The organism is Pseudoduganella sp. UC29_71, from assembly GCF_042693265.1.
Classification (GTDB): domain Bacteria; phylum Pseudomonadota; class Gammaproteobacteria; order Burkholderiales; family Burkholderiaceae_D; genus Rugamonas.
Genome location: NZ_CP170549.1, coordinates 2,884,381 through 2,907,105 on the forward strand (window position 1 = coordinate 2,884,381; position 22,725 = coordinate 2,907,105).

The window sequence follows — 22,725 nt, forward strand, 5'->3', positions numbered from 1 at the left end:
CTTTTATGCAATGAAAATCCTCTTGCTAGTTGGCCAGCTAGCCGACTATACTTCACAAAAGACTGTATAAAAACACAGTATCGGAGTTATCATGCTTGTTCCACCACTTACCGTTGCACCTGTTGCTCAAGTTGCTCTGGACCTAGCTGTGCGTTCTAGCGTGTGGCGTGCAAGCGAACTTGCCGTATCTCGTGCCACGACGACCACAACCGGCCATCCCGTTCTGGATAGCCAGTTGCCCAACGACGGGTGGCCGAGGTCGGCACTCGTCGAATTGCTGGTCCAGCAACACGGTATCGGCGAGATGCAGTTGCTGAAGCCCACACTGGCGTCGCTGTCTCGACAACACAGGGTCGCCTTGATACAGCCGCCGTATCTTCCCCACGCGATGGCATGCCGGTCGTGGCGGATGAATGAACAGAACGTACTTTGGCTTCGCCCTCAGAACTCGGCAGATGCGCTCTGGTCAGCGGAGCAAATCCTGAAGAACGGAAGTTGCGGTGGCGTTGTGCTTTGGCAGTCGAACGTGCGCCCCGAAGCACTGCGGCGCCTCAACCTGGCCGCGCAGTCCACGGATACCTGGCTATGGCTGGTTCGACCACTGACTGCGGCCGCCGACGCGTCCCCTTCACCGCTGCGTCTTGCGCTGCGGCCCGCGCTCGGTGGCATCTCGGTGGACATCATCAAGCGACGGGGCCCGCATTGTGAATCCCCTATTTTCGTACCCCTGATTGATATGCCCGCTGGTCGCCAGCTGTGGGACAAAGAACATGAAACTCCTGCTCAGCGCACACCTGCCACTTCTCCCACTCGAGTCGCTGCGCCCTTGTTGGTCTGAGCCGGGGCTGTATGCAGTAACCGACAAAGGTATAGTCGTATCCATGTCGATGGAAGCCAGCCAGACGGGTGTGAAGCTTGGCATGCGCAGCGGAGGCGTGATGGCTGTATCGCCGGATACGGCTATTCTTGAACGCGACCTTGCCAAAGAGGACCTTGCCCTGAATGCCATCGCTACCGCGATGATGCAGTACACGCCGGAAGTCACGTTTCAACCGGATTTCTCGGTGCTGTTGGAGGTCAGTGCGAGCCTCGCGCTCTTTCGCGGTCCCCACGCTTTATGCGCACGTGTGACGAAAAGCATCGAAGCGCTGGGCTTTACCGTGCGGCTCGGGGCGGCCCCAACGGCTGAGGGCGCATGGCTGCTCGCCCGTAGCGCCCGGATGAAAAGTGTCGTGTTCCGCCGCCGCGTCCTGTCCGTGGCGACCATGCAGCAACGGCTGGACTTGCTGCCATGCGCTCTGGTGCCGGCCGCTGTCACGTTCCATGATTGGCTGAGCGACATCGGCGCCAAGCGGATCGGTGCCTTGCGAAGGCTTCCGCGTGCGGGTCTTCTTCGTCGCACCAGCAAGGAGCTCTTGGCGGCGCTGGACCGCGCCTACGGCGAAGCGCCCGAGATGCACGAATGGATCAAGCCGCCCCTGCATTTCTCCGCCCGCATCGAAACCTTCGACCGTGTTGAGAACGCCGAAGCGCTGCTGCACGGCGCCACCGGACTCATCCTGCAACTCGTTGGCTGGCTCGCCTCGCTGCAACGTGCTGTGCGGGTATTCACGCTCGCCCTGGAGCATGAGCGCGGTCATTGCGCGATCGCGCCAACGGTACTGGAGGTGGCACTCGCCGAGCCGGTATGGCACGAGGCCCATCTGTTACGCCTGCTCAAGGAGCGCCTGGCAAAAACAATATTAGAACGGCCCGTGATCGCACTGCGGCTCGATGCGGTGAAGATTGAATCGATGCTGCCGCCAAACGCAAGCCTGTTCCCTGAACCCGGCGGATCACCGCAGGACTACGCACGCCTGCTTGAGCTGTTGACGGCCAGGCTGGGCGCTGACAATGTGCTGGTGCCCGCCGACCTGGAGGACTACCGGCCCGAGGTGTGCAACGCGTGGATGCCGGCGACGGCGAAACGTCCGAAAACACAGATCGAAGAAATTCTGGAGGGCCGGCCCTTCTGGCTTTTGCCAAAGCCTATCAGGCTGCTGATGCGTGACGAGCGTCCGTTCTATGTCAGCCCGCTAAAAATCATCGATGGGCCCGAACGCCTGGAGGCAGGCTGGTGGAACGACCAGGTCGCCGCGCGTGACTACTACATTGCGCAAGCGGCCAATGCCGCGTGCTACTGGATCTATTTTGAGCGCGTCGCCGAAGACCCCCGGTGGTACTTGCATGGGCTGTTTGCGTGACCCATGCACACCATTCCATCCAGACCAACAGCCGCCGCGGCCGGGCTGCCAGATTACGTGGAGCTGCAATGCTATACCCATTTTTCCTTTCTGCGCGGCGCGTCCGCTCCCGAGCAGCTGGTTGAGCGCGCCCATCAACTTGGGTACCTGGCGCTGGCCATTACCGACGAGTGTTCACTGGCCGGTGTCGTGCGCGCCCATGTCACCGCGAAAGAGTTGGGCCTGCAGCTGCTCATCGGCAGCCAACTCGACGTGACGCCCGAAGACGGCAGTGCCCCGTTCCGTATCATCATCATCGCGATGAACCGCAATGGGTACGGCAACCTCAGTGAACTGATCACGGTCGGACGGATGCGTGCCGAAAAGGGGCACTACCTGGTTCGGCCCCGTGATATCGCCACGCCGGTCGGCGACCTAGTGCATCTGCGCGGCCTGCCCGACTGCCAGTTCATCCTCGCCCCCCAATACTGCGGCGCCTACGAGGAAGTGACGCGGCAGGCGGCGTGGCTGGTGCAATGCGCACCAGGCCGGGTGCGCATCGCACTGACCCTGCACCACAGGAATAAGGATGCGAAGCACCGCCAGCTGGTGCAGGCCTTGTCGGACGAGTTCAGCATGCCCATCGTCGCCACGGGCGATGTGGCCATGCATGTGCGCTCCTATAAGCCTATCCACGACACCATGACGGCCATCCGGCACGGGGTGCCTGTGGCGCAATGCGGCTATAAGCTGCCACCGAACGCCGAGCAGCACCTGCGCTCGCGCGTGCGACTGGGCAACCTCTACCCCCGCGAGGCCTTGGATGAGTCCGTGCGCCTGGCGCAGCTTTGCAACTTCTCCCTCGACGAGTTGCGTTATGAGTATCCGCATGAACTGGTCCCGGAAGGTGAAACGCCCGCTTCCTATCTGCGCAAGGAAGCTTACATCGGCGCCGACTGGCGTTACCCGGGCGGGATTCCTGAGAATGTCCAGGCGCAGCTGGAGCACGAGCTGGACATCATCGGGGAACTGCAGTTCGAGCCATATTTCCTGACCGTCTTCGACATCGTGCGCTTTGCCAGGTCTCAGCAAATTCTGTGTCAAGGCCGTGGTTCGGCCGCAAATTCGGCCGTATGCTACTGCCTCGGAGTGACCGAGGTCGACCCGTCGCGCGGGACGCTCCTGTTCGAGCGCTTCATGTCGAAAGAAAGGAACGAACCACCCGATATCGACATCGATTTCGAACATCAGCGCCGCGAAGAGGTGCTCCAGTATGTCTACCGAAAATATGGCAGGATGCGCGCGGCGTTGACCGCTGTTGTCATTTCGTATCGGCCGAAATCCGTGTTGCGGGACGTCGGCAAAGCGCTCGGCGTGGACTTGAGCGTGGTCGACAAAGTCGCAAAAGCTTCGAGCTCGTGGGGGGGCCGCGCGGACCTGCAGCAACGCCTGCTGGACTGCGGTTTCGACCCCGAATCGTCCATCGCCGAAAAATGGAACGACCTGGCCGACGCGCTCATGAGCGTGCCCCGCCACTTGAGCCAGCACCCGGGTGGCTTCGTGATCTCACACACCAAGCTGTCGCGCCTCGTGCCCATCGAGGCGGCGGCGATGGAAGAGCGCAGCGTGGTGCAATGGGACAAGGACGACCTTGATGCGGTGGGCCTGCTCAAGATCGACCTGCTGGCGTTGGGCATGTTGTCGTGCATCCGGCGCGCGCTGGAGCTGGTCTCCGAACAGCGCGGTGCGCGTTTCGAGATGGGCGACATCCCGGCCGAGGACCCGGCCACTTACGACATGATCTGCCAGGCCGACACGATGGGCGTTTTTCAGATCGAAAGCCGCGCCCAGATGTCGATGCTGCCGCGACTGCAGCCGCGGACGTTCTACGACCTGGTCATCGAGGTGGCCATCATCCGCCCCGGCCCGATCCAGGGCGGGATGATTCATCCTTATCTGCGCCGTCGCCAGGGCCTGGACCCTGTGACGTACCCGAGCCCGGAAATCGAAGGCGTGCTGGAGCGGACCTTGGGCATTCCCATCTTCCAGGAACAGGTGATGAGCATCGCCATGGTGGCCGCCGGCTTCTCGGCGGGCAAAGCCGATGCGCTGCGCCGGGCGATGGCCGCCTGGAAAAAGAAAGGCAATCTGGAGCAATTCGAAGCCGACCTGTTAAACGGCATGACTGCGCGTGGCTATACCGTTGAATTCGCCAACTCCATCGTCGGCCAAATTCGCGGCTTCGCGGAGTATGGTTTTCCTGAATCGCACTCGAGCAGCTTTGCGCTGCTGGCCTACGCCTCCAGCTGGCTCAAGTGCCATCAGCCGGCGGCATTCCTGGCGGCGCTGCTCAACAGCCAGCCGATGGGGTTCTATTCACGCTCGTCCCTGGTCCAGGATGCGCGCCGGCATGGCGTTGAGGTCCGGTCGGTCGACGTGTGTGTCAGCGGTTGGGAGGCCATGCTGGAGACGCCCACTACAGGGCCACAACCGGCTGTACGCCTTGGCCTGAACAACGTCAAGGGCCTGGAGCAGGATGCGGCGTGGCGCATCGAGGAGGCCCGTGCCATCGAACCCTTCAACAGCACGGCCGACCTGGCGGCCCGAGCCAACCTGCATACCGGGCACATGGGGGCGTTGGCCAGTGCCAATGCGTTGGCATCCCTGTCAGGCAACCGTCGCCAGGCAATGTGGCAGGCGGCCGCCAGCGTGCCGGACAAGGGCCTTCTTCGTCCGGCGGCAATCCGTGAAGATGCGATCGAACTGGATGCACCGACCGAGGCGGAAAATGTGGCGGCTGACTACCGGTATGTCGGACTGACGCTCGGGCGCCATCCCTTAAGTTTCCTGCGCGAGCGCCTGTCGAAGTTGCGGTTTATCCCGAGCGATGTGCTGGCTGGATTTTCGAATGGCCAGTTGGCGCGGGGCTGCGGGATCGTCACGGTGCGTCAACGACCAAGCACGGCGGCCGGCGTGGTCTTCATCACGCTCGAGGACGAGGCCGGTACGGTGAACGTCATCTGCTGGCCGAGTCTGGTTGAGCAATTCCGCCGTGAGGTCATGAGCGCACAGTTGCTTGGAGTGTACGGGGTGTGGCAGTCTGAAAGCAACGTACGTCACCTGGTCGCGAAACGCCTGGTGGATCTGAGCCACCTGCTCGGCGAGCTGGACACCCGTAGCCGGGATTTTCACTGATACAGCAATTCAAGAACAGCATGAGAACGTTCCTTGTCGTCGATGGACGCGAGGGCGTGAACCAACGCATACTGGCCAACGATGCCCTCGCGCATTGCCACCGCCCAGGCACTTCTCAAATGTGGTAATTTTCGTATCCAGGCAACACAACCAGCGCCCAGCCACTCCGGAGGAACCATGTGTGTGAACTACGTCACCGTTTGTCGTCAGCTGGCGTTCGAATGGTTTCGCACGCCCATGGAAATGAATGAGGACTGGCGCGAAGAGATGTATCGCGACTACCAGGGGCTGTTTATCGTGCATGACGAGCACCGCCAGCGAAAAGGCATGGTCGGAAGTTATGGCTTCGTCCCGCAACGCCATCGGCCCTTCAAAAAGCTAACCAAGGAAGAGGAAGCGAAGCTTCAGCAGGCCAGAGCCGAGGGCAAAGCACTGCCCAAGCCCAAGCGCATTGCCATGGATACCATGAACGCTCGCGCCGAAGAAGTCGGGAGCAAGGTCAACTACAAGCGCTTCTGGCTCGCTCAGCACCTATGCATTGTGCCGGCGCTCACCGTGTTCGAACCGAACTGGGAGACCGGCGTTCACGAGCGCTGGGCGCTCGAACTGGCCAGCAAGGAGCCCTTCGGGCTGCCCGGTATGTGGCGCACCTGGGAAGAGGAAGACGGAACCATTACCAATAGCTTCACCCACTTCACCCTGAATGCCGATGACCATCCCCTGCTGAAACGGTTTCATCGCCCAAACGAGGAGAAGCGCGGCGTGGCCATCCTGCGGCCTGAACACTACGACGATTGGCTCAGCTCCAAAAATCCGGAATTTGCACGCGCGCTCATTGAGTTGTACCGCCCTGAAGAATTGAACGCGTACGCGGCCCCTAAAGCGAAGACGACGGCATCCGAGGCTGTCGAACTAGAACAGGAAGACACTCAAGTGCAAAGAGCCACCGAGGCCGAGCCCCAGCAAGGTTCATTGTTTTGATTTTGAAGGTCAATTTGTCAGTCCAATCCCCGCGCCCCGACGCAAGCCGCAGCCTAGATCTCAATAAGGAAGATGTTGGTTGACGCTGCTCTAGTTATCGGTGTGGAGGGCCGCTGGGATGTGACAACTATCAAAAGCGGGTGGTTGTTACGATATCGCAGACTTGAGGCAAGCGTCCAGCCGTCCCACCTGTTCAGCGGATTTAGGACTGCGTAGAGTTCGGAAATGGCAGCAACGAATCGATCTGGCTGTTAGGGCACGTCGAGAGACGTTCTAATATGCTGGCCAGCTAATGCAGCGGATCGAGGCCATTGAGCTTGGCAGTACCCAGCAAAGACTGGACGGCGGCAGCGCGTCGGACGGCGCGCTCCGAGCTGTCAAAGGGACAGCCAGTTCTTTTTTCCGATGGCGATCGGGCGTATGGCATTCTCGACGGCGTTATTGTCGATCAGGAAAGTGCCTGAGTCGGCGTAGCGCACCAGTGCCGGCCAGCGCTTGATAGAATGCTCAATGGCCTTGCCGGTGCACTACCTAACGCCACCGCCCGCTGCATCGCCAGCAGCCAGGTATGCAGGTCGGCCAAAGCAGGCACGGCCTGCGACCGGCGAAGCTGCAGCCGTGCTTCTGGCGTCAAGCTGGCCGCCTGCAGCTCGACGGCGTACAAGACACCGATGCGCTGCAGCGCATTGGCGGCAACCGGGCTGCCATTAACGGCATGCAGCTCCAAAGAATTTCCGCCGTACGTGTACCAGGCAAGCGAGCTTGGTCACGCCATCGGAGAATAGCGATTTGTACTCGGCATAGTCGTCAACCATGAGGTGGCCGCGCCATCCTTCCAGGAAGGCGCGAGAATGGGCGCCCGCGCGCCCGGTCGAGGCTGGTGGAGCGATACGCCCACAGGTAATCTTGCCGTATTTTCCCCTGGCCGGGATCAAGTTGGCGCACCGGCGTCTCATCGGCATGCAGGCACTGGCGCTGGCGCAACAACTGCGCCAACCGGTCGCACAGTGGCTGCATCGCCACGCCCACCCTGCCAAGCCATTCTGCCTGTGTGGAGCGCGGCAGTGGCACGTGCTGGCGGGCCGCGATTTGCTCCAACAGGTACAAGGGTAAGTGATCGACGAACTTGCTTACCGTCACCCACGCCAGCAGACCTGGCGCCGCCATGCCGCAGTCGATCACCACTGGCGAGATCGGCGCCGCAGTCACTGTTTCGCAGCCACGGCAGGCGTATAGCGGGCCAATATGGCGGTGCACGAAGAAACGCGCCGGTTCAACGTCCAACTGCACGCTGGCGTCTTCGCCGATCTTGACCAGGTGGCGGCCGCAGGCTTCGCACTGGCGGGACGCCGTTTGTGCCGGTGCTCGATGCGCGGCAGTTCTGGCGGCAGCGGCTAGTGGCCGGCGCAGCTGCGTGGTTAGCGCTCGCGCTTCTCTGTAGTTCTTCCAGTTCCGCAGTATTCAAAAAGCTGAGGGAGACAAGCCTCTCTTACAGCGCTTCCTCTTTCTTCTCCCTCAACTGCCGGTAAACCTCTTCCACCAGCAGGTTCGCCAGCCCCTTGAACACCTTCTCATGCCGTAGGGCTTGGTCGGCCATGGCGCTGTGGTTATCCAAGGCGTCCACCACGGCATTGTTTAGCTTGGTCTCGTAGGCACCGTTGGCGAAGGCATCCACCGTCTCATTGGCATGCGCCTGCTCTTGCAAGGTGGGGTCGTTCACCATCTTGCCAATCAACGTGGTGGCGTAGCCCTTGAAATCGGCGTCCGACAGGTTGCCGGAAAACACCTCGTTCATCTTCTTGATGATGGCGGACAGCCGGTCTTCGGGGTCGTCCCAAGTTTGGCCGCCTCCCGGTCCCATGGGCTTCATGGGTTCGGCCTTGCCCGCCTCCATGTCGAGCCTGTGTTTTTGCTCGTTGACCACCTTGTATCCCGCCAATCGAACGGACTGGTCCAACGCTTCGTCGCCTCCCGCCTTGCCCTGCAAACGTGGCAGCAGCATGCGGCAAAACGCATGGAGGCGTTCGAGATCGGCATCGTCGTAGGAACGCATTTGCGACAGGAAATCGTAGACGCTGACATAAGAGGAAACGTCCCCCCGGAAAAGGTCTTGCACTTCCATAGTTTGCGCCTTGAACCTGTCGTGTGCCTTCTTCAAGGGCGATTGAATCGTCGCTTGTTTGCCCTTGGGGTCGAAGTAGCCCTTTGCAAAGTCCAACACCTCTTCCCAAAGGTAAATCCCAGCGTCGTCCAGCTTCTGGCGCAGCGTATGGACCAAATTGGGGTCCGTTACCCCGGACAACTTCGCCGTACGGTAGAACGGCAGGAAGGCATTCAGGATGTCTTCCGCCTCGTTGCGGAAATCCAGCACAAAGGTGGTTTCCTTGCCGGGATACATCCGGTTCAGGCGCGACAGGGTTTGCACCGCCAGCACGTTGTCTAGCCGCTTGTCCACGTACATGGCGCACAGCTTGGGCTGGTCGAAGCCCGTCTGGAACTTAGATGCCACGATCAGCACCTGATAGGTGTCGGTCTTGAACGCCTCCTTGATGCCGTCGTCGTGTTCCTTGTGGTCGTTGAGGTCGCCTTCCTTGGCTTTTAGCACCTTGGAGTCTTCGTCCGTCACCTCGCCCGAATACGCCACAAGCGCCTTGCAGTCGGTGTACTTCATCTTCTTGATGTAATCGTCAAACGCCTTCTTGTAGCGCACCGCCGCCACGCGGCTGTCCGACACCACCATCGCCTTGGCTTGCCCGCCCAACTGGTGCATAACGTGCTCGCGGAAATGCTCCACGATAACCGTAACCTTTTGCGCGATGCTGGTGGGGTGCAACTGCGCGTAGCGGAACAGGTTGGCCTTGGCTTTGCCCGACTTCACGGCCTTGTCGTCGCCTGCCTGCTCCAACTTGAAAGCGAAGCCATACGTGGTGTAGCCCCGCAGCACATCCAAAATGAATTTCTCTTCGATGGCTTGGCGCATCGAGTACACATGGAAGGGCTCGGGCGTACCATCCGCGCCCGTCCGTCCAAACAGTTCCATGGTCTTAGGCTTGGGCGTTGCCGTGAATGCATAGTACGAGACATTGGGCGGTCGCTGACGCGAAGCCATGATAGTGTTCAGTACGTCTTCATCGGTGATGTCGTCATCGCCATCGACCACAACCGCTGCCGTAGTGCCATCCGATTTGGCATCCGCTTTGCGCTTGGTCAGAACCTCGCGCAACTTCACCGCGCTCTTGCCCGCCTGGCTGGAATGGGCTTCGTCCAAGATGAGAGCAAAGCGCTTGTCGCCCAAGCCGCCTACCTTGTCCAGGACCCATGGGAACTTCTGCAACGTGGTGATGATGATGAGCTTGCCCTTGTCCAAGGCGCTCGCCAGTTGGGTGCTGTTCTCGTCAATTTTTTCGACCACGCCCTGCTGATGGTCGAACTGGTAAATGGTGTCTTGCAACTGCGAATCCAGCACCCTGCGGTCCGTAATCACAATCACGCTGCTGTACACCTTCTGGTCGTTGGCGTCATGCAGGGACGCGAGGCGGTGCGCCAGCCATCCGATGGTGTTGGACTTGCCCGAACCCGCCGAATGCTGCACTAGATAGGTGTGCCCCACGCCTTCGGCCAGGGTGGCATTTAGCAGCTTGTTGACTGCATTCCACTGGTGGTAGCGCGGGAACAACAGCGAGGTGCTGAACACCTTCTTGCCCTTGGCATCCTTGTGCTCGGACACCTCCACGGACAGAAATTTTCCCATGACGGCCAGCCATGCGTCGGGGTGGAACACCTCATGCCACAGGTAGCCGGTGGAGTAGCCCAATTTATCATCGGGCGGGTTGCCGTCGCCCGCGCCGCCCATGCCGTCGGGGTTACCACGGTTGAACGGCAAAAAGCGCGTGGCCGCGCCCGCCAGCTTCGTCGCCATGCGTACTTCGTCGGTACTCACCGCAAAATGGACCAACGCCCGCTGACCAAACGACAGCAAAGGCTCGGGCTGCTTGGTCGCAACGTCGATGGGGTTGCGGTCGTACTTGTACTGCCGCACCGCGTCTTCGATGTTCTGCGTGGTGTCGGTTTTCAGCTCAACGGTGGCCAGGGGCAGGCCATTGAGGAACAGTACAAAATCAATGCAGAACTGGTTGTGCAGCGAGTAATGCAACTGCCGCACCACACGCAGGCGGTTCTTCTTGTAGTGCTCCCAGGTGGTCGGGTTCTGCTGATTGCTTGGGGCGAACTGCGCCATCTTGAACATGGCGTTGATGTCCTTGAACCCCTTGCGCAGTATATAGAGGGAACCCCATAGCTGCGGGGTCTCCTTCTTGATGGTGGGGCGGTCCTTGTCCAGCTCCAGCACCAGCCGCTCGATGAATACGGCTTCTGGGTTCTTGGTGTGGTTCTTGGCAAACTTCTCCCAAGCATCGGCCTGGGTGTCTTTCACCCAGGCAATCGCATCCTCGGGATACAGCGCCGTGCGGCGGTCGTAGCCCTTGTCATAGGCAAAGCCCTTCTGGAAGGGCAATGGTCCAGCCACCAGCCACCCTTGGGCTTTCAGGACTTCGCAGATTTCGTCTTCAAACTGCTCTTCGGTATGGATGGCTGCCATGGGTGTCCTTTTCGTATTTCTCGTTATTGCTTTGGTGCGGTGCGAACGTCAACGCGCCCCAGCACTGCGTCAGTGATGGTCGCGGCACGGAGCTCTTTCAGTAGCATGATTTCGTCATTGGTGTGGGCGATGAGGTCGTCAATCTTGCCGGTCTCGCTCGATACCGCTTTTGCAATTTCGCGCTGCGCCGACAGGGAAGGCATGGGCACTTCAAACCGTGCCAAGTCATCGCACGTTAGAGCGCCCTTGGTTCCGCCCTGCCCATCACTGACCATTCGCAAAGCAGCGTACATACCAGTCAGTGCCCAGAACAGAAAGTTGGAGTCGAAACGCGAGTCATCCAGAGCGAGATATGCCAGGTGCTGGTTGATGGTGGCTTGGATGCGTAAAACAGTTACTTGCCCGCGCGTCTTACCCTGACCAGTCAATGCAACCAGCAACGCCCCAGCTTCAACGATAGGCAAATGGCAAGCACGCAGTGCCACGTCGGTAACGTATTCACTGCCTTCATCCACGGCATCGCGGTTGACCACCGCACTATTGAGCCAAGGGAAGGTGCCGCCTTCCCAATAGCTGGCGTTGTCTTTCAGGGGAGTCGAACCATTGCCAATGCGCGCGTACTTCCCCAGGCGCACCATGGACCAGTCCGATGGAATCCATGGCATGTGCACATTTCCAGTAGCCTTTTTGGGCTGAGACTGGCTTGCTCCTGACGTGTATTCCGCAATCACCGACTGCCGCCACTCCTTCAACAAACCAATCAGTTCATCCTTCTCATGAATGAGGGTGTCGATGCGAGCGGTTTCGACATAGAGGTAGTCGGCAATGGCTTGCTGTTCATCGGACGGGGGAACTGGAATATTTCCATCGGCCAGTGCACTCGACCCGAGGCCGTATCGAGTGATACCGTTTGCGCTTAGGGCAAAGTGCAAGTTCACCTGATAGCAACGCAATCCCCAAGCCAAATAGTCTCCCTGTGCGCGCACGGGGTCCAGTTTTGTAAGGTGGTAACCGCAAACCAGTCCCGGAATGTCTTCTGCAATCACTGTCGGGACAGCGATATCCCAAGGTGACTCAGAGTCTTTCGTCACTACAACATCACCCCGTTTGAGGCTCAATTTTTCTATTTGCTCCGCGGTCGCTGTGGCATCCATGAATTCAATAGTGCTGGTGATGCGCTCGTTTTTGTAGACATCGACGTAATTGCACAGCCTGACTGACACTTGCCCCTCGACCGTAAGCTTGTCCACGTTACTTGGGCGGAGTCTGCAAATCTCTTTAAGCCTATTGACACGCCAGTGGCTGGGCACATCCCCCAGCCACTGCACCCCCGATGGCTTGTAGCTCGGATACGGCTTCATTGGCTCACCTCGCCCTTGATACCGCGCAACAGCGCCATGAATTTGTGCTCTTTGGCTTCAATGTCCGCTGCAATGGCCTCACGGCTGCGCGGGGGCGTGTACACATAGAACTCTCGGTTAAAGTTGATTTCCGTGCCCACCACGCCGGTTTTTTCGTCCTTGGCGTCTTTCACGTCGTGGTTGATCCACGCATCCGGCCAGTGCGGGCGCACCTCACTGTCAAAGTACGCTTCGATGTCGTCGTTGAATGGCACGTACTCGGCATCGCGCAACTCCGAATCAGTCAGGATTTCGCCCTTCTCGTTGGTAGTGGGCTCGGCGGTCTTGTCCTTGGAGCCCAGGTATTTGCGTGCCAGTTCCACGGATTTGGCCGCCAGTTTGGCGGCCTTGCCTGTCAAGCCTTGGGCGTTCGCCACGGTGGCGGCAGAGACGTGCAGTGCCTCGCGGAACGAGTCCGCATCCATGTACGAAGCCTGCGCATCCATGCCTTGGATTGTCTGAGTCAGCAGGTCTTTTTGCTCCTGCGGCAGCTTGCCAAAAGCGGTGTCGTAACGAAGAATCATCAATCCCTGTTCGCTGGCCTGGAAGCGCATGCGCAAGGGACGTTCGATGGTGAGGCGGCGATAGAAGAAATGGTCGCGGTCGAACACCTTGGCTTTGAGCACACGCCCGGTCTTGCCTTCGGGGTTCTCTTTCCACTCCATGGATTGGAACTCGGCATACACCTTGGCGATGCGCTCCACGCAATCGGGGGTGAACTCGCGCCGCTTTTTGCCCAGGTTCTTCTTCATCAGCGTGCTCATGGCGCTGGCGTCAATCAGCAGCACCTTGCCCTTGCGCTCGGCAGGCTTGCGGTTCGTCATGAACCAAAGGTACGTGGTGATATTGGTGTTGTAGAACATGTCCGTGGGCAGCGCCACGATGCAATCGAGGTAGTCGTGCTCCAAGATGTGGCGGCGGATTTCGCTTTCGCCACTGCCCGCGTCCCCAGTGAAAAGTGGGGAGCCGTTGTGGACTACGCCGATGCGCCCACCGCCCTTGCCCGCAACCACGGGTTGCATCTTGGATAACAGGTGCAGGGAAAATAGCATTTGCCCATCGCGGATGGCTGGCAGCCCAGGCGAAAAACGCCCAGCAGCCCCCTTAGCGTGCTCTCTCTTTACAGCATCTTCGGCGGGTTTCCATTCCACGCCATAGGGTGGGTTGGCGGCTTGGTACTCGAATGTTTTTCCATGGTGCTTGTCAATTTCCAACGTGTCGCCATTGGCGATGTTGGCCGGGTCTTGCCCGCGAATTAACATGTCTGCCTTGCAGATGGCGTAGGTTTCGTCTTCCAGCTCCTGCCCGAATAGCTTCAAGGTTGCGCGGTCATTGAACTTGCGCAGGTGCTCTTCTGCCACGCTCAGGATGCCCCCGGTGCCTGCCGTGGGATCATACATGGTGCGCACCACACCGGGCACGGAAAGGATGTCATCATCACCGTTGAACAGCAACGTAACCATGAGTTCGATCACGTCGCGAGGGGTGTACTGTTCACCCGCCGGGGAAACGTCGTTGAACTTCCGCAGCAGCTCTTCAAACGCTTGCCCCATGTCGTGGTTCGACACCTTCGCGGGGTCTAGATCGGTTTCTGCAAAGCGCTGCGCCACGAGGTACAGGCGATTCTTTTCAGCCAGCTTGTCCAGAGTAGCGGTGAATCCAAACTTGTCGAAGATGTCGCGCACGTTCTGCGAGAAGCCGTTAATCATGGCTTCGAGATTGTCGCGCACATCGTCGGGAGTCTCCGCGATATTGGGGAGCGTGAATTTGGACGTATTGAAGAATGGGTAGCCGCTGACAGGGGTCAGCATCTTGTCGAGGTCATACCCCTTGCCGTGCACTGCGGCATGGCGTGCGCGCACCGCTTCGCGGGTGCGCTGCAATACGCAGTCAAGACGACGAAGGATGGTGAACGGCAGAATGACTTTGCGGTATTCGTTTTCCTTGTAAGCGCCACGCAGCAGCTCGGCGTTTTTCCAGATGAGGTCGGCTAATTTGGACATTAGAGTTTCTTGGTTGTGTTCTTGGCAGGCTTGGCTGCCTTGGGAGCCGGCAGCGCGATGCCTTCATGGGCGGCATAGGTGTGCACCATGTGTTCCACCATGGATGCCATGCTGCGGTGCTCGCGCTCCGCGCACAGTGCAAGTAGTGCCTTGCCTTCGGGCGTCATGCGTAAGGACATGAGTGCGGATTTGGGCTGGGTCATGGGCGCTGTACCGTTGTCGTTCATTTGTATTACAAACGGTATCACCTACCCTACCCGTTGGTCAAGTGATTGGCAGCGCCGCCATCACTGCGGCTCGTCCGTGCCCTTTGGCGCCAGCGTCGGAAACGGCGTTTCTGGCACGCTGTACGGATTGCCTGCGCTTCGACGCGCGTACGTTTGAGAATGCTCTGTTGTCCGATGAAGGCTACAGGCAGCAGGGCTGTCAGAGAGGACGGAACCGCGCAGGTGGACTTGTTACGTGATGTCACTGCATAGGGACATTGAGCGGCGAAGTGGCAAGCCTAAGATGAAATTTCCACAACACAATAATGCGGCGAGCAATAATAGAATCCATGATCGAAAGAATTGTCTCCATTAACTGGCTTAATAATTTGTGACCTATTTTTAGCGGAGCGGCCGCTTAGGTGTCAAGTTCCGGGCGATCATATTCCTCGTCGTAGCTGGCCTTTGTTTCGTGCTAAAGCTATGCTGGACGATCAGCCTCGCCCGCCACCCGCCGGATAGTTGGCGATCGCCATGCCTATACACGCGCAGAGCACGCTTGCCAGCAGCGGCAGCAGCGCCACCGGCACCGCGATCGGCAGCGCCGAGCAGATTACCGCGCCGCATACCGCAAGCCACCCGAGGCAAACACTCACGATCCAGATTTCGGGATGGTGCCTGGAGAACTCCCGGCTTTTGACCCAGCGCCGCACCAGGCCATCGGCCAGGCACGCGCCGGCCAGCATCAGCAGTCCCGGCGCCAGCTGCGCCAATGCTGCCAGCCTAAACACCGCCAGCAGCAACAGCGCATTGAGCGAACGCAGGTAGCCACTGCCTACGATGCGCTGGCCCACGGTGTCCAGCTGGCGGCCGGCGGCGGTGCCCGCCCTGCCCTGACCACTTGGGTAGATGGGCATCAAGGGTGCGGCTACCGGCCGCTCCACCGCCGACAAGGCGCGCGCCAGCGCCGCCTGCGCATGCGCTTGGCCCCATGCCGTCCCATGCAGGCCATGTTCGGCCCGAACCCGATTAACAAATGCCGATGCCGGCGTCGCCGACGGCAGATACAGCACCAGCACCAACAGCCCCAGTAGCGAGGCAATCGAGACGATCCGGATCATGGCGCCGCCTGCGCGCTGCCGGCGGCGGCAGGAGAGTCACCCGGATCGAGCAAGGTAAAGCGGCCCTTGCACAGTCGCCCTCCAGATACCGACGCGAAGAACTGCAGGTTCGGCAGTTTTCCGAGCAGCGAGGTCGGCACCAGCTCGTTCAACTCCTCCGCGATCTGGGTCGACTCCACCATGGTGAAGTCGCCCAAGTGTCCGTCGCGCGCGGTGTTGCGGCCGACCTTCATGTTGTGGATCGCCGTCTGGCCGAAGGTCTCGTTGATGAATTCCTGCGTGGGCTGGTCCTTGGTGCGGAAGGCGATCAGGTTGTTCAGGTTGCCCAGCGCCATGCGAGCCGCCTCCTGGCTGCCCAGGCGCTTGGCCAGGTCGGCGATGGTCTGCATGGCCACCGTGGTGTAGATGCCGCCTTCGGCACCCTTGTTCATGATCTCGATCAGCGGTTGGTTGATCACGTTCGACACCTCGTCGACAAACAGGGATATGCGCCGGTAGCCGCCCAGGTTGTAACGGATCCCCGAGCGCGCAGCCAGATCGGCCAGGCACATCGCGCCGATGGCCGAGGCTACCGCCGGATCGGGCAGCGAGTCCAGGCACATCAGCAGCACATGCCCGCCGCGCTCGATCTTCTCCAGATTCATGATGGGCCGCTCGTCGGCCGCGTCGAACGGGTCGGGCGACAGCGTGCGCCCCAGTTCGCCCGAAGTGAGCATCGACAGGATCGGCAACAGGTTGGCCGTGATCTTCTGGTAGTGCTCACGGTTGTGGCGGAACACCCGTACCTGGGAGTCGATCACCTTGTCGTGGCGCGACTCGTGCACGTGGCGCTCGTAGTACTCGACGAACGCCACCAGTTCGGAGCTGGCCACCGGCGACGGCGACTTGATGGCGCCCTTGCGCGTCTTTTCCAGCAAGCGCACCAGGTCGGGCTCGGTGCGCCAGCCCCGTCCCAGCAACTCCTCGAAGCAGCGCTTGAGGGTTTCCTCCAGAATCGGTTCGATCCCCGCTTCGATATACCGGGTCAGCTTCATCAGGTTGGGCCGCTTCTCCAGGCGCACCATACCCTGCGTCACCACGTTGACCGCGTCCCAGCCGAACGCCGAGAAGGCGCCGGCCGTGTCCGGCGGCAGGATGGACTGGATGCGCGAAGCGATTTCGGTCGGCTTTTGCCAGTTGAAAGTGAAGTCCAGGCGCGCGCCGGTCTCCGGAAACGCCGGATGGAACCACAGGAAGGCGTCCGGCTCGCGGTAGTCGGCGCAGGCCCGTTCCACCAGGCGCTTGAGGCGCTTGGAGTTTTTCGGGTCGAGGATGATCACCACGTCGCCGCGCCGGATCGCCTGCGTGATCAGCCAGCCCAGGCAGACGCCTTTGCCCGACTGCGTGGTCCCCACCACCAGGGTGCCGCCCTCGAAATTGTGCAGCGGCCGCGCCAGCAGCGTTTCACGGCGCTCCACGCCATGGATGTAAGGCAGCCCGATCTCGTCATCCGGCTGCGGATTGTCGATGCAGCCCAGCAGCCGCAGCATCGGCGCAGGGATGCGCAGGTCGCGGTAATCGACCTTGGCCAGTTCGTAGAGCCGCTGCGAGTGCACCGGCTGCCACTCGAAGCCAAAGCCGAACACCACCAGTTCCACCTCGGGGGCCAGCTTGGCCAGGCGCTTGGTGGTGATCATTTCCATCGCCCGCCCCGACAGCGCCGCGCGCACCGCGATGATGCGCAGGCCCTGGCGCGCCCTGAGCAACGCCATCGGCAGCATCACCGCCAGCAGCGCCAGGCCCAGCGGGCGCGGCACCGGGTCGGGCGTGAATACCACGATGCCCAGGCTGGCGGCGCACCACACGGCGCTCGCCAGCAGCTCCATCGGGCTGCGCCACGGCATCTCATAATCGCGCATCAGCATCGCCGCCCCCCCTGCCCTGGCTCAGCCGGCCTTGTCCGGCGCCGTCGGCAGGCCGGTCACGAACCGGGCGGCAATGCGTACGCCCGGGATGCGGCTTCCCGCGATCTGTTCCGTCTGCACGCCCTCGCCGCTGTCGTCTTGCACCAGCATGCCCGCGTCGTCCAGGGAGCGCCACGCCTGGCGCGCATCGACACCATGCGCGGCGAGCGCGGCCAGCGGAACGAACAGCGCGCCATCGACAACATGGCATTGCGGACGGTCCCCATGCAACGTGCCCACAATGGCGGACAGCACGCCGGCAACCGTCCGATTCAAACGCAGCGGGGCACACAATGCAGGCTGGCCGGTGCCTGACGTCACCCGATCCAAGACATGCGCCCCGTGCTCGGCAGACCTAGGCCTGCCTTCACGCCGCGAAGGCGAAACGGGACGTATCCCTTGTACCGCCTCGCCAGAAGACTGGATGTCCGGCAGCGGCAGTTGCGTCTGCCCGGTCTCCCCGCCAGCATGCGGCTTTGCAGGCCGCTTGCGCGCGGGTGCCGGCGCCGGGTACGTTTCCGACACCGGTGACGCGCACTGTGCCTCGGCCAACAGGCTATCCGGCTGGTCGCTTTCCGGTTGCTTCCCGGGCGGTTGCGCCGTGTCCGGCGGCACCGCCAATCGTGGTTCCAGCGGCCTTGGCGGGGGCACCACGTCGGCTAGCAGCAAGCTGGGCGGCACGATCCGCACCGCCTCCATTGGCTCATGCGCCCCCGGCGGCTGCACCAGCACGATGGATTGGCCCGGACCAGTCTCCGCAACAATGCCGTCCGCGACAAGGATAGCCAGTACCGCCGGGGCATTGTCCGGCGCACCGGGAAGTCGCTCGTCGGCCAGCAGCCGGATGATGTCCGCCGCGCCATTCGGCCACACCAGGTAGAGACCGTCCTGGCCGTACCAGAGGCGCGAGCGCGGCGCGTTCGGCAGCCAGTTATGATCCGATTGCACCAGTTCGCGCATCGCCTCGACCAGATGCCGCGCCAGATGCACCGGCACGTCGTCCTCGATCGCATCTTCTCCCGACAGGCGGCGCTCGCGCGCAATGACCAGCGCCGCGGCATGGCGCACCAGCCGGTCCATCAGGTTGTGCTCATGGTAGGTGGCCATGCCCGACACCGAAGCGAGCAGATTGGGAACGATCACCTCGTTGCCGTGCGCCAGGTCTTCCAGCATGGCACCGGGGACAATCATCGGCAGCGCGAACACCCCAAGTGCCCGGCGCTCCGGCCCGGCCGACCAGTGCACCGTGAAGCTCGCGCACCGGCGCTGCCGCAGCCAGGCGGTCAACGGCGCCAGGTAGGGCTGCCAGGCGTCGCCTTGCGCATCGCGCACCTTCACCTGGCCGAGGCAACGGTACAGTTCGCCGCACAGGCCGGCGAGAAAAACGGCGCGCCGCCAGCGCGGCTCCAACACGCGCCGGCTGGAGATGGTCTGGCGGCCTGCGAAGATCTGGGAATCGGTCGCCTGCAGCGCGTAGAACGCCGTCTCCAGGCCAAGACGCAGCAGGCCGCCGGGGCCACTGTAGTAGCTCGCCCGCGTGGCGGGCAGCGCGTTGACGTAGGCCGCATAGTTTTGCACTGGCTGCAGCAAGTCGGCATGAAAGGTGGCGTTGTCGCACCCGTAGCACAGTTTGATGCGGGCGATCACATCCTTATGATCGGCAAGCAAGTCCTCCACGCTGCACGCGCGCAGGCCCGCGCCATGCGAAGGAACGTCAGCGCCGATGGACTTCGGGTTCGCACCCGACGCTCCAGCGCGCGCGGCGCCGCGCCACAGCCGTCCACCCCAGTTCGCGATCGACATGGCAAGGCTCCGTAATTGGCGGGCTTCCAGTGTCGGCCCGGCCTTGGTGCGCGTCCATGCAAAAAACAGGAGATTACGCCGCTTTTTCCGGACCGGCGCCGTCCGGCAGGACCAAGGTCGCAGGCAAGTCCGCCCGCCTTGCCACATAGTGCGCCTGCACGCGAGGATCAAGCGGATAGCGCTGCAGCAGATGGCAGAACACGCAGCCGGGATCACGCGGCGGCGGCGCGCCGATTTCCGCCACGTAGCGCGCCCGGCACTGCGGGCAGCGGTGCATCGCCAGACGGGCCTCCTTGCGCAGCCAGATGCCGAGCAGGTCGCACACCAGCGCGAAAGCTCGGTCGAACGAGACCGTCGGCTTGCGCGGGCAACGCTCGGCGTACATCCGGTAAGCGATGACCAGCGCGTCGGCCGGCAGGCAGCGGTACTGCTCATGCAGGGTCGAGAAGATGCTGGCGAACTCGGACGCTTCGGCGCGCAGGCACAAATTGCCCCAATGGACCCACTCGCTCGATTCCGGCCGGCGCCCGTTGACGGCGCCGCCGTGGCGGAAAAAATAAGTGCGCAGCATCGATGCGCGCAGGCCGGTCACTTGGGATGCCGTGCCCAGGCGGGCACCGAGCGCGATGCATTCGCGGGCCAGATGCAGCGCGCGAATGAGTTGATCGGCTTCTGGGGCGGCCATGCTGGCGGCCTCACGCGTTCGCCATGCCCATCGCCGCGCGCGGCGCGGTGACATTGCGCCGGTCCGCGCCCACCGTGCACAGGGTCACGGCCAGGCCGTGCGGCGCGGCCAGCAGAGAGGTCAGATTGCCGATGGGCTGGAACAGGCTTTCGTGCGGCATGTTCGCCGCCAGCGCGACCAGGTCGCTGGCGTTCATGGCACCCAGGAGCGCCGCACAATCCGGGTCGAGGTGGAACTTGTAGCTGGCGGCAACCCGGTCGTGCTTGAGGCCCGCCTGGATAGTCAACAGGAAGTTCAGGTTCAACTGCTGCACATCCGTCAGGTGTATGGCGTTATCCATGATGGCTACTCCGTAAAGCCCGCGCGTGCGGGCGTGGTCACATCACTGGTTTTCAAAAAACAACGGCAAACGCTGCGCGCTCGCGATGCGATGCAGCATACGCCGCCACCTGCGAAAGCAGGCTACACCGCACCGTTTTACGGGTCAATAGCAACTGCTCACACTGTGCACTGCAAAAACGAAGGCCGCTTGACGACATGGGCCAGGACAGTAGATGCTAAGGCCATATAGCAACTTGAAATGCACCGCCTGCGACAGTGAGCAACTGCTACATATAGCCCGCGAACGACCCTGCAAATAGGACCAAAGTGCCTCATGGAGCCAGACCAGCGCCGCGCACCGCTCGCCCGCGAGCAGGCCAAAAACCTCGACCTGCACTTGGTGCCGGGCCTGCGCAACCGGCTTATTGCTGAGTTGGCTGCACGCGACATTCCAGCGCACCAGCATGCAAGCTACCTCAGTCGCCTGACCGGCCGCGCCGTGCAGACGGTGGCGCGCTGGATCGACGCCGACCAACCAGGCCTGCCGGACCTGGCCTCGCTGGCGGTGCTGGCCTTGCAGCTCAACGTGGATGCACACTGGCTGCTCGGCCTGCTGCAACACCGGCTGGACTGCCCTTACGACCGCTTGCCCCGGCCACTCCTGGCCGAACTTTATCCGGACGGTCCGCCCTCGGCCGACTGGGTCGGCGCGCTGCTGCCGAAGATCGGCGCGACATCCGCCGGTAGGGCGGGCATCATGCAGGGAACGGAGATGGCCCCGCTCATCCCGGACGGCACCCCGTTCTTCTACGATGATAGCCAGAGACGCGTCAGCTGCAACGGCATCTACCTGCTCGCCTACAACGGTCACACACTGGTCAGGCACGTCGAACGGCGCATCGGCGAAGGCCTGCTGCTGCGCTGCGAGAACACTAGCTACGCCGACAGCCTACTCAAGGACGCCGACGGCGCGGATGCCAAACTGACGGTACTGGGACGCGTGCTGCTGGTGGTCCGCGTCAGCGCAGTCTAGTTCCAGCTCCGCGCGCCGTTACCGCCGCTGCAGGTCCGGGCCCGCGCCGGGCGCGCCAACTAAGCGCGCCCGACAGACCGGGCCCTTCCCTACCCCACCACAAGCTATGCCGCTTCGGCGATCGGTCGCCATTCAGCGGCCGAGAGCGCCAACAACTTGCCACCCAACTCCTCGAACTCGGTCGCCCGATCGTAATCGTCGACCTCCTGCGAGTAGCCCGTGACCGCGTTGACCAGGCTGTAGCCGGTCAGCTCGCGCTCGCCGAACAGGTGCCGCAGCACGCCGGCGCACTCGCCCTCGTTCAAGGCATAGCGGTTGGCCAGCAGCTCGACCGCCTTGACCGGGTTACCGACCAGCTTGATGCCCATGGTCTTGCGCATCTTCTCCGAGATCAGCTCGAACGTCACATCGGAGACGGCTGTTTGCACCAGGTCGCGCACCTTGAGGAAAATGGCCTTGTCATCGGCCTCCAGGGTGTCGTCCTGGTACACCAGCACCTCGTCGTCGGATACTAGATTGCGTCCGGCGTGGTTCTTGCGCATGGCGCGGTCGGCCACGATCAGCCCGTTGCTGCACACCAGGCGGAACAGCAGCGGTTCGACCCGCAGCGTGCCGCAACCGATTTCCGAGTTGCTGACGATGACCCCGGCCTGCACCACGTCGCCCGGCGCCACCTCACACTGGATTTTCGAACTGACCACCTTGATGTACAGCTTTCTGGCCGTCAGTTCGACCGACTCGAAGCGCGCACCGGGCAGCTGCTGCAGCACCGGGACGATGCTTTTCGCCAGATCGAAGTTGTCCAGCCGGCGATACCGCGTGGACAGGAATGCGCGGGCGTGGCCGTCCAGGGTGCGCACCAGATAGCTGTCGGGGCTATTGATGCGCAGCCAGCCGTTGACGTTCTGGTCCAGCAGTTCCGGGTAAGACTCCCGCATGCGCTTGAAGTAGGTCAGCGGTATCTCGAGCTTCTTCGCCAACTGGCCGCACACAAAGTCGCACAGCGGATAGCGTGCTTCGCCGCCGGCCTCGTCGATCACCAGACGAAACTGCCCGGCAGCGGTGGTCTCACCGCGCATCTTCTTGGCCGGCACGATCAGATCGCGCTTGGCCGCCGCCTGGCGTTCGAGTTCGGCTGCCAGGTTCATCAGGGAACGTCCTGTTTTCATGATTCTCTCCAGTCATCAAAAAAATGCGGACGGACCTTCCCTGCCG

The 22,725-nt window shown here is 61.7% G+C and carries 15 protein-coding genes and 1 pseudogene; 5 read left to right on the forward strand and 11 right to left on the reverse strand.

Annotated features, from left to right (window positions below; translation table 11 throughout):
- Positions 1-91 precede the first annotated feature (91 nt).
- The 4 genes from imuA (at position 92) to ACFJI2_RS12610 (ending at position 6,398) form a co-directional block, all read left to right on the forward strand.
- On the forward strand, positions 92-838 hold the full coding sequence (gene imuA / locus ACFJI2_RS12595) for a translesion DNA synthesis-associated protein ImuA (protein WP_377705332.1): 747 nt from the start codon (positions 92-94) through the stop codon (positions 836-838).
- Positions 771-2,243: a Y-family DNA polymerase gene (locus ACFJI2_RS12600; RefSeq protein WP_377705333.1), complete on the forward strand. Its 1,473-nt coding sequence runs from the start codon at positions 771-773 to the stop codon at positions 2,241-2,243. The genes imuA and ACFJI2_RS12600 overlap by 68 nt, the downstream gene beginning before the upstream one ends.
- A gap of 3 nt (positions 2,244-2,246) precedes the next feature.
- Positions 2,247-5,417 (forward strand): error-prone DNA polymerase, encoded by a 3,171-nt coding sequence (locus tag ACFJI2_RS12605; protein ID WP_377705334.1) that lies wholly within the window; start codon positions 2,247-2,249, stop codon positions 5,415-5,417.
- Positions 5,418-5,600: 183 nt separating this feature from the next.
- Complete coding sequence (locus tag ACFJI2_RS12610; RefSeq protein WP_377705335.1) at positions 5,601-6,398, forward strand: SOS response-associated peptidase family protein; 798 nt, start codon at positions 5,601-5,603, stop codon at positions 6,396-6,398.
- A 202-nt stretch (positions 6,399-6,600) separates the two neighbouring features.
- Here ACFJI2_RS12610 and tnpC read toward each other — a convergent pair.
- From tnpC to ACFJI2_RS12660, 10 genes and pseudogenes are all read right to left on the reverse strand, one after another.
- Positions 6,601-7,792: pseudogene (gene tnpC / locus ACFJI2_RS12615) on the reverse strand (IS66 family transposase); the annotation flags it as partial.
- 95 nt (positions 7,793-7,887) lie between these two features.
- Positions 7,888-10,995 carry a type I restriction endonuclease subunit R gene (locus ACFJI2_RS12620; RefSeq protein ID WP_377705336.1) on the reverse strand — a complete coding sequence of 1,036 codons (3,108 nt, stop codon included), beginning with the start codon at positions 10,993-10,995 and terminating at the stop codon, positions 7,888-7,890.
- Between the two features lie 23 nt (positions 10,996-11,018).
- Positions 11,019-12,356: a restriction endonuclease subunit S gene (locus ACFJI2_RS12625; RefSeq protein ID WP_377705337.1), complete on the reverse strand. Its 1,338-nt coding sequence runs from the start codon at positions 12,354-12,356 to the stop codon at positions 11,019-11,021.
- The gene (locus tag ACFJI2_RS12630) at positions 12,353-14,398 is read right to left on the reverse strand and encodes an N-6 DNA methylase (RefSeq protein ID WP_377705338.1); all 2,046 of its coding nucleotides are present in this window, start codon (positions 14,396-14,398) and stop codon (positions 12,353-12,355) included. Before ACFJI2_RS12630 ends, ACFJI2_RS12625 begins: the two co-directional genes overlap by 4 nt.
- Positions 14,398-14,625: a hypothetical protein gene (locus ACFJI2_RS12635; protein WP_377705339.1), complete on the reverse strand. Its 228-nt coding sequence runs from the start codon at positions 14,623-14,625 to the stop codon at positions 14,398-14,400. Before ACFJI2_RS12635 ends, ACFJI2_RS12630 begins: the two co-directional genes overlap by 1 nt.
- A 473-nt stretch (positions 14,626-15,098) precedes the next feature.
- A complete protein-coding gene (locus ACFJI2_RS12640; RefSeq protein WP_377705340.1) occupies positions 15,099-15,725 on the reverse strand; it encodes a DUF4400 domain-containing protein in 627 nt (208 codons plus the stop codon).
- Complete coding sequence (gene traD, locus ACFJI2_RS12645; RefSeq protein ID WP_377705341.1) at positions 15,722-17,623, reverse strand: conjugative transfer system coupling protein TraD; 1,902 nt, start codon at positions 17,621-17,623, stop codon at positions 15,722-15,724. Before traD ends, ACFJI2_RS12640 begins: the two co-directional genes overlap by 4 nt.
- A gap of 27 nt (positions 17,624-17,650) precedes the next feature.
- Positions 17,651-19,471: a MobH family relaxase gene (mobH, locus tag ACFJI2_RS12650; RefSeq protein ID WP_377705342.1), complete on the reverse strand. Its 1,821-nt coding sequence runs from the start codon at positions 19,469-19,471 to the stop codon at positions 17,651-17,653.
- A 73-nt stretch (positions 19,472-19,544) separates the two neighbouring features.
- Positions 19,545-20,156 carry a FlhC family transcriptional regulator gene (locus ACFJI2_RS12655; protein ID WP_377705343.1) on the reverse strand — a complete coding sequence of 204 codons (612 nt, stop codon included), beginning with the start codon at positions 20,154-20,156 and terminating at the stop codon, positions 19,545-19,547.
- Between the two features lie 10 nt (positions 20,157-20,166).
- A complete protein-coding gene (locus tag ACFJI2_RS12660) occupies positions 20,167-20,496 on the reverse strand; it encodes a flagellar transcriptional regulator FlhD (RefSeq protein ID WP_377705344.1) in 330 nt (109 codons plus the stop codon).
- A 315-nt stretch (positions 20,497-20,811) separates the two neighbouring features.
- On the opposite strand from ACFJI2_RS12660, the gene ACFJI2_RS12665 reads away from it, so the two are divergent.
- Complete coding sequence (locus ACFJI2_RS12665) at positions 20,812-21,510, forward strand: helix-turn-helix transcriptional regulator (RefSeq protein ID WP_377705345.1); 699 nt, start codon at positions 20,812-20,814, stop codon at positions 21,508-21,510.
- A gap of 104 nt (positions 21,511-21,614) precedes the next feature.
- On the opposite strand, the gene ACFJI2_RS12670 is transcribed toward ACFJI2_RS12665, so the two are convergent.
- Positions 21,615-22,679, reverse strand: a complete 1,065-nt coding sequence (locus ACFJI2_RS12670; RefSeq protein ID WP_377705346.1) for a DUF932 domain-containing protein — start codon at positions 22,677-22,679, stop codon at positions 21,615-21,617.
- Positions 22,680-22,725: the final 46 nt, after the last annotated feature.

Bases quoted from the DNA above. Each gene is read 5' to 3' on its own strand.
- imuA (WP_377705332.1), top strand. From the start codon at position 92: ATGCTTGTTCCACCACTTACCGTTGCACCTGTTGCTCAAGTTGCTCTG.
- ACFJI2_RS12600 (WP_377705333.1), top strand. From the start codon at position 771: ATGAAACTCCTGCTCAGCGCACACCTGCCACTTCTCCCACTCGAGTCG.
- ACFJI2_RS12605 (WP_377705334.1), top strand. From the start codon at position 2,247: ATGCACACCATTCCATCCAGACCAACAGCCGCCGCGGCCGGGCTGCCA.
- ACFJI2_RS12620 (WP_377705336.1), bottom strand. From the start codon at position 10,995: ATGGCAGCCATCCATACCGAAGAGCAGTTTGAAGACGAAATCTGCGAA.
- ACFJI2_RS12625 (WP_377705337.1), bottom strand. From the start codon at position 12,356: ATGAAGCCGTATCCGAGCTACAAGCCATCGGGGGTGCAGTGGCTGGGG.
- ACFJI2_RS12630 (WP_377705338.1), bottom strand. From the start codon at position 14,398: ATGTCCAAATTAGCCGACCTCATCTGGAAAAACGCCGAGCTGCTGCGT.
- ACFJI2_RS12635 (WP_377705339.1), bottom strand. From the start codon at position 14,625: ATGAACGACAACGGTACAGCGCCCATGACCCAGCCCAAATCCGCACTC.
- ACFJI2_RS12640 (WP_377705340.1), bottom strand. From the start codon at position 15,725: ATGATCCGGATCGTCTCGATTGCCTCGCTACTGGGGCTGTTGGTGCTG.
- traD (WP_377705341.1), bottom strand. From the start codon at position 17,623: ATGCGCGATTATGAGATGCCGTGGCGCAGCCCGATGGAGCTGCTGGCG.
- mobH (WP_377705342.1), bottom strand. From the start codon at position 19,471: ATGTCGATCGCGAACTGGGGTGGACGGCTGTGGCGCGGCGCCGCGCGC.
- ACFJI2_RS12655 (WP_377705343.1), bottom strand. From the start codon at position 20,156: ATGGCCGCCCCAGAAGCCGATCAACTCATTCGCGCGCTGCATCTGGCC.
- ACFJI2_RS12660 (WP_377705344.1), bottom strand. From the start codon at position 20,496: ATGGATAACGCCATACACCTGACGGATGTGCAGCAGTTGAACCTGAAC.
- ACFJI2_RS12665 (WP_377705345.1), top strand. From the start codon at position 20,812: ATGGAGCCAGACCAGCGCCGCGCACCGCTCGCCCGCGAGCAGGCCAAA.
- ACFJI2_RS12670 (WP_377705346.1), bottom strand. From the start codon at position 22,679: ATGAAAACAGGACGTTCCCTGATGAACCTGGCAGCCGAACTCGAACGC.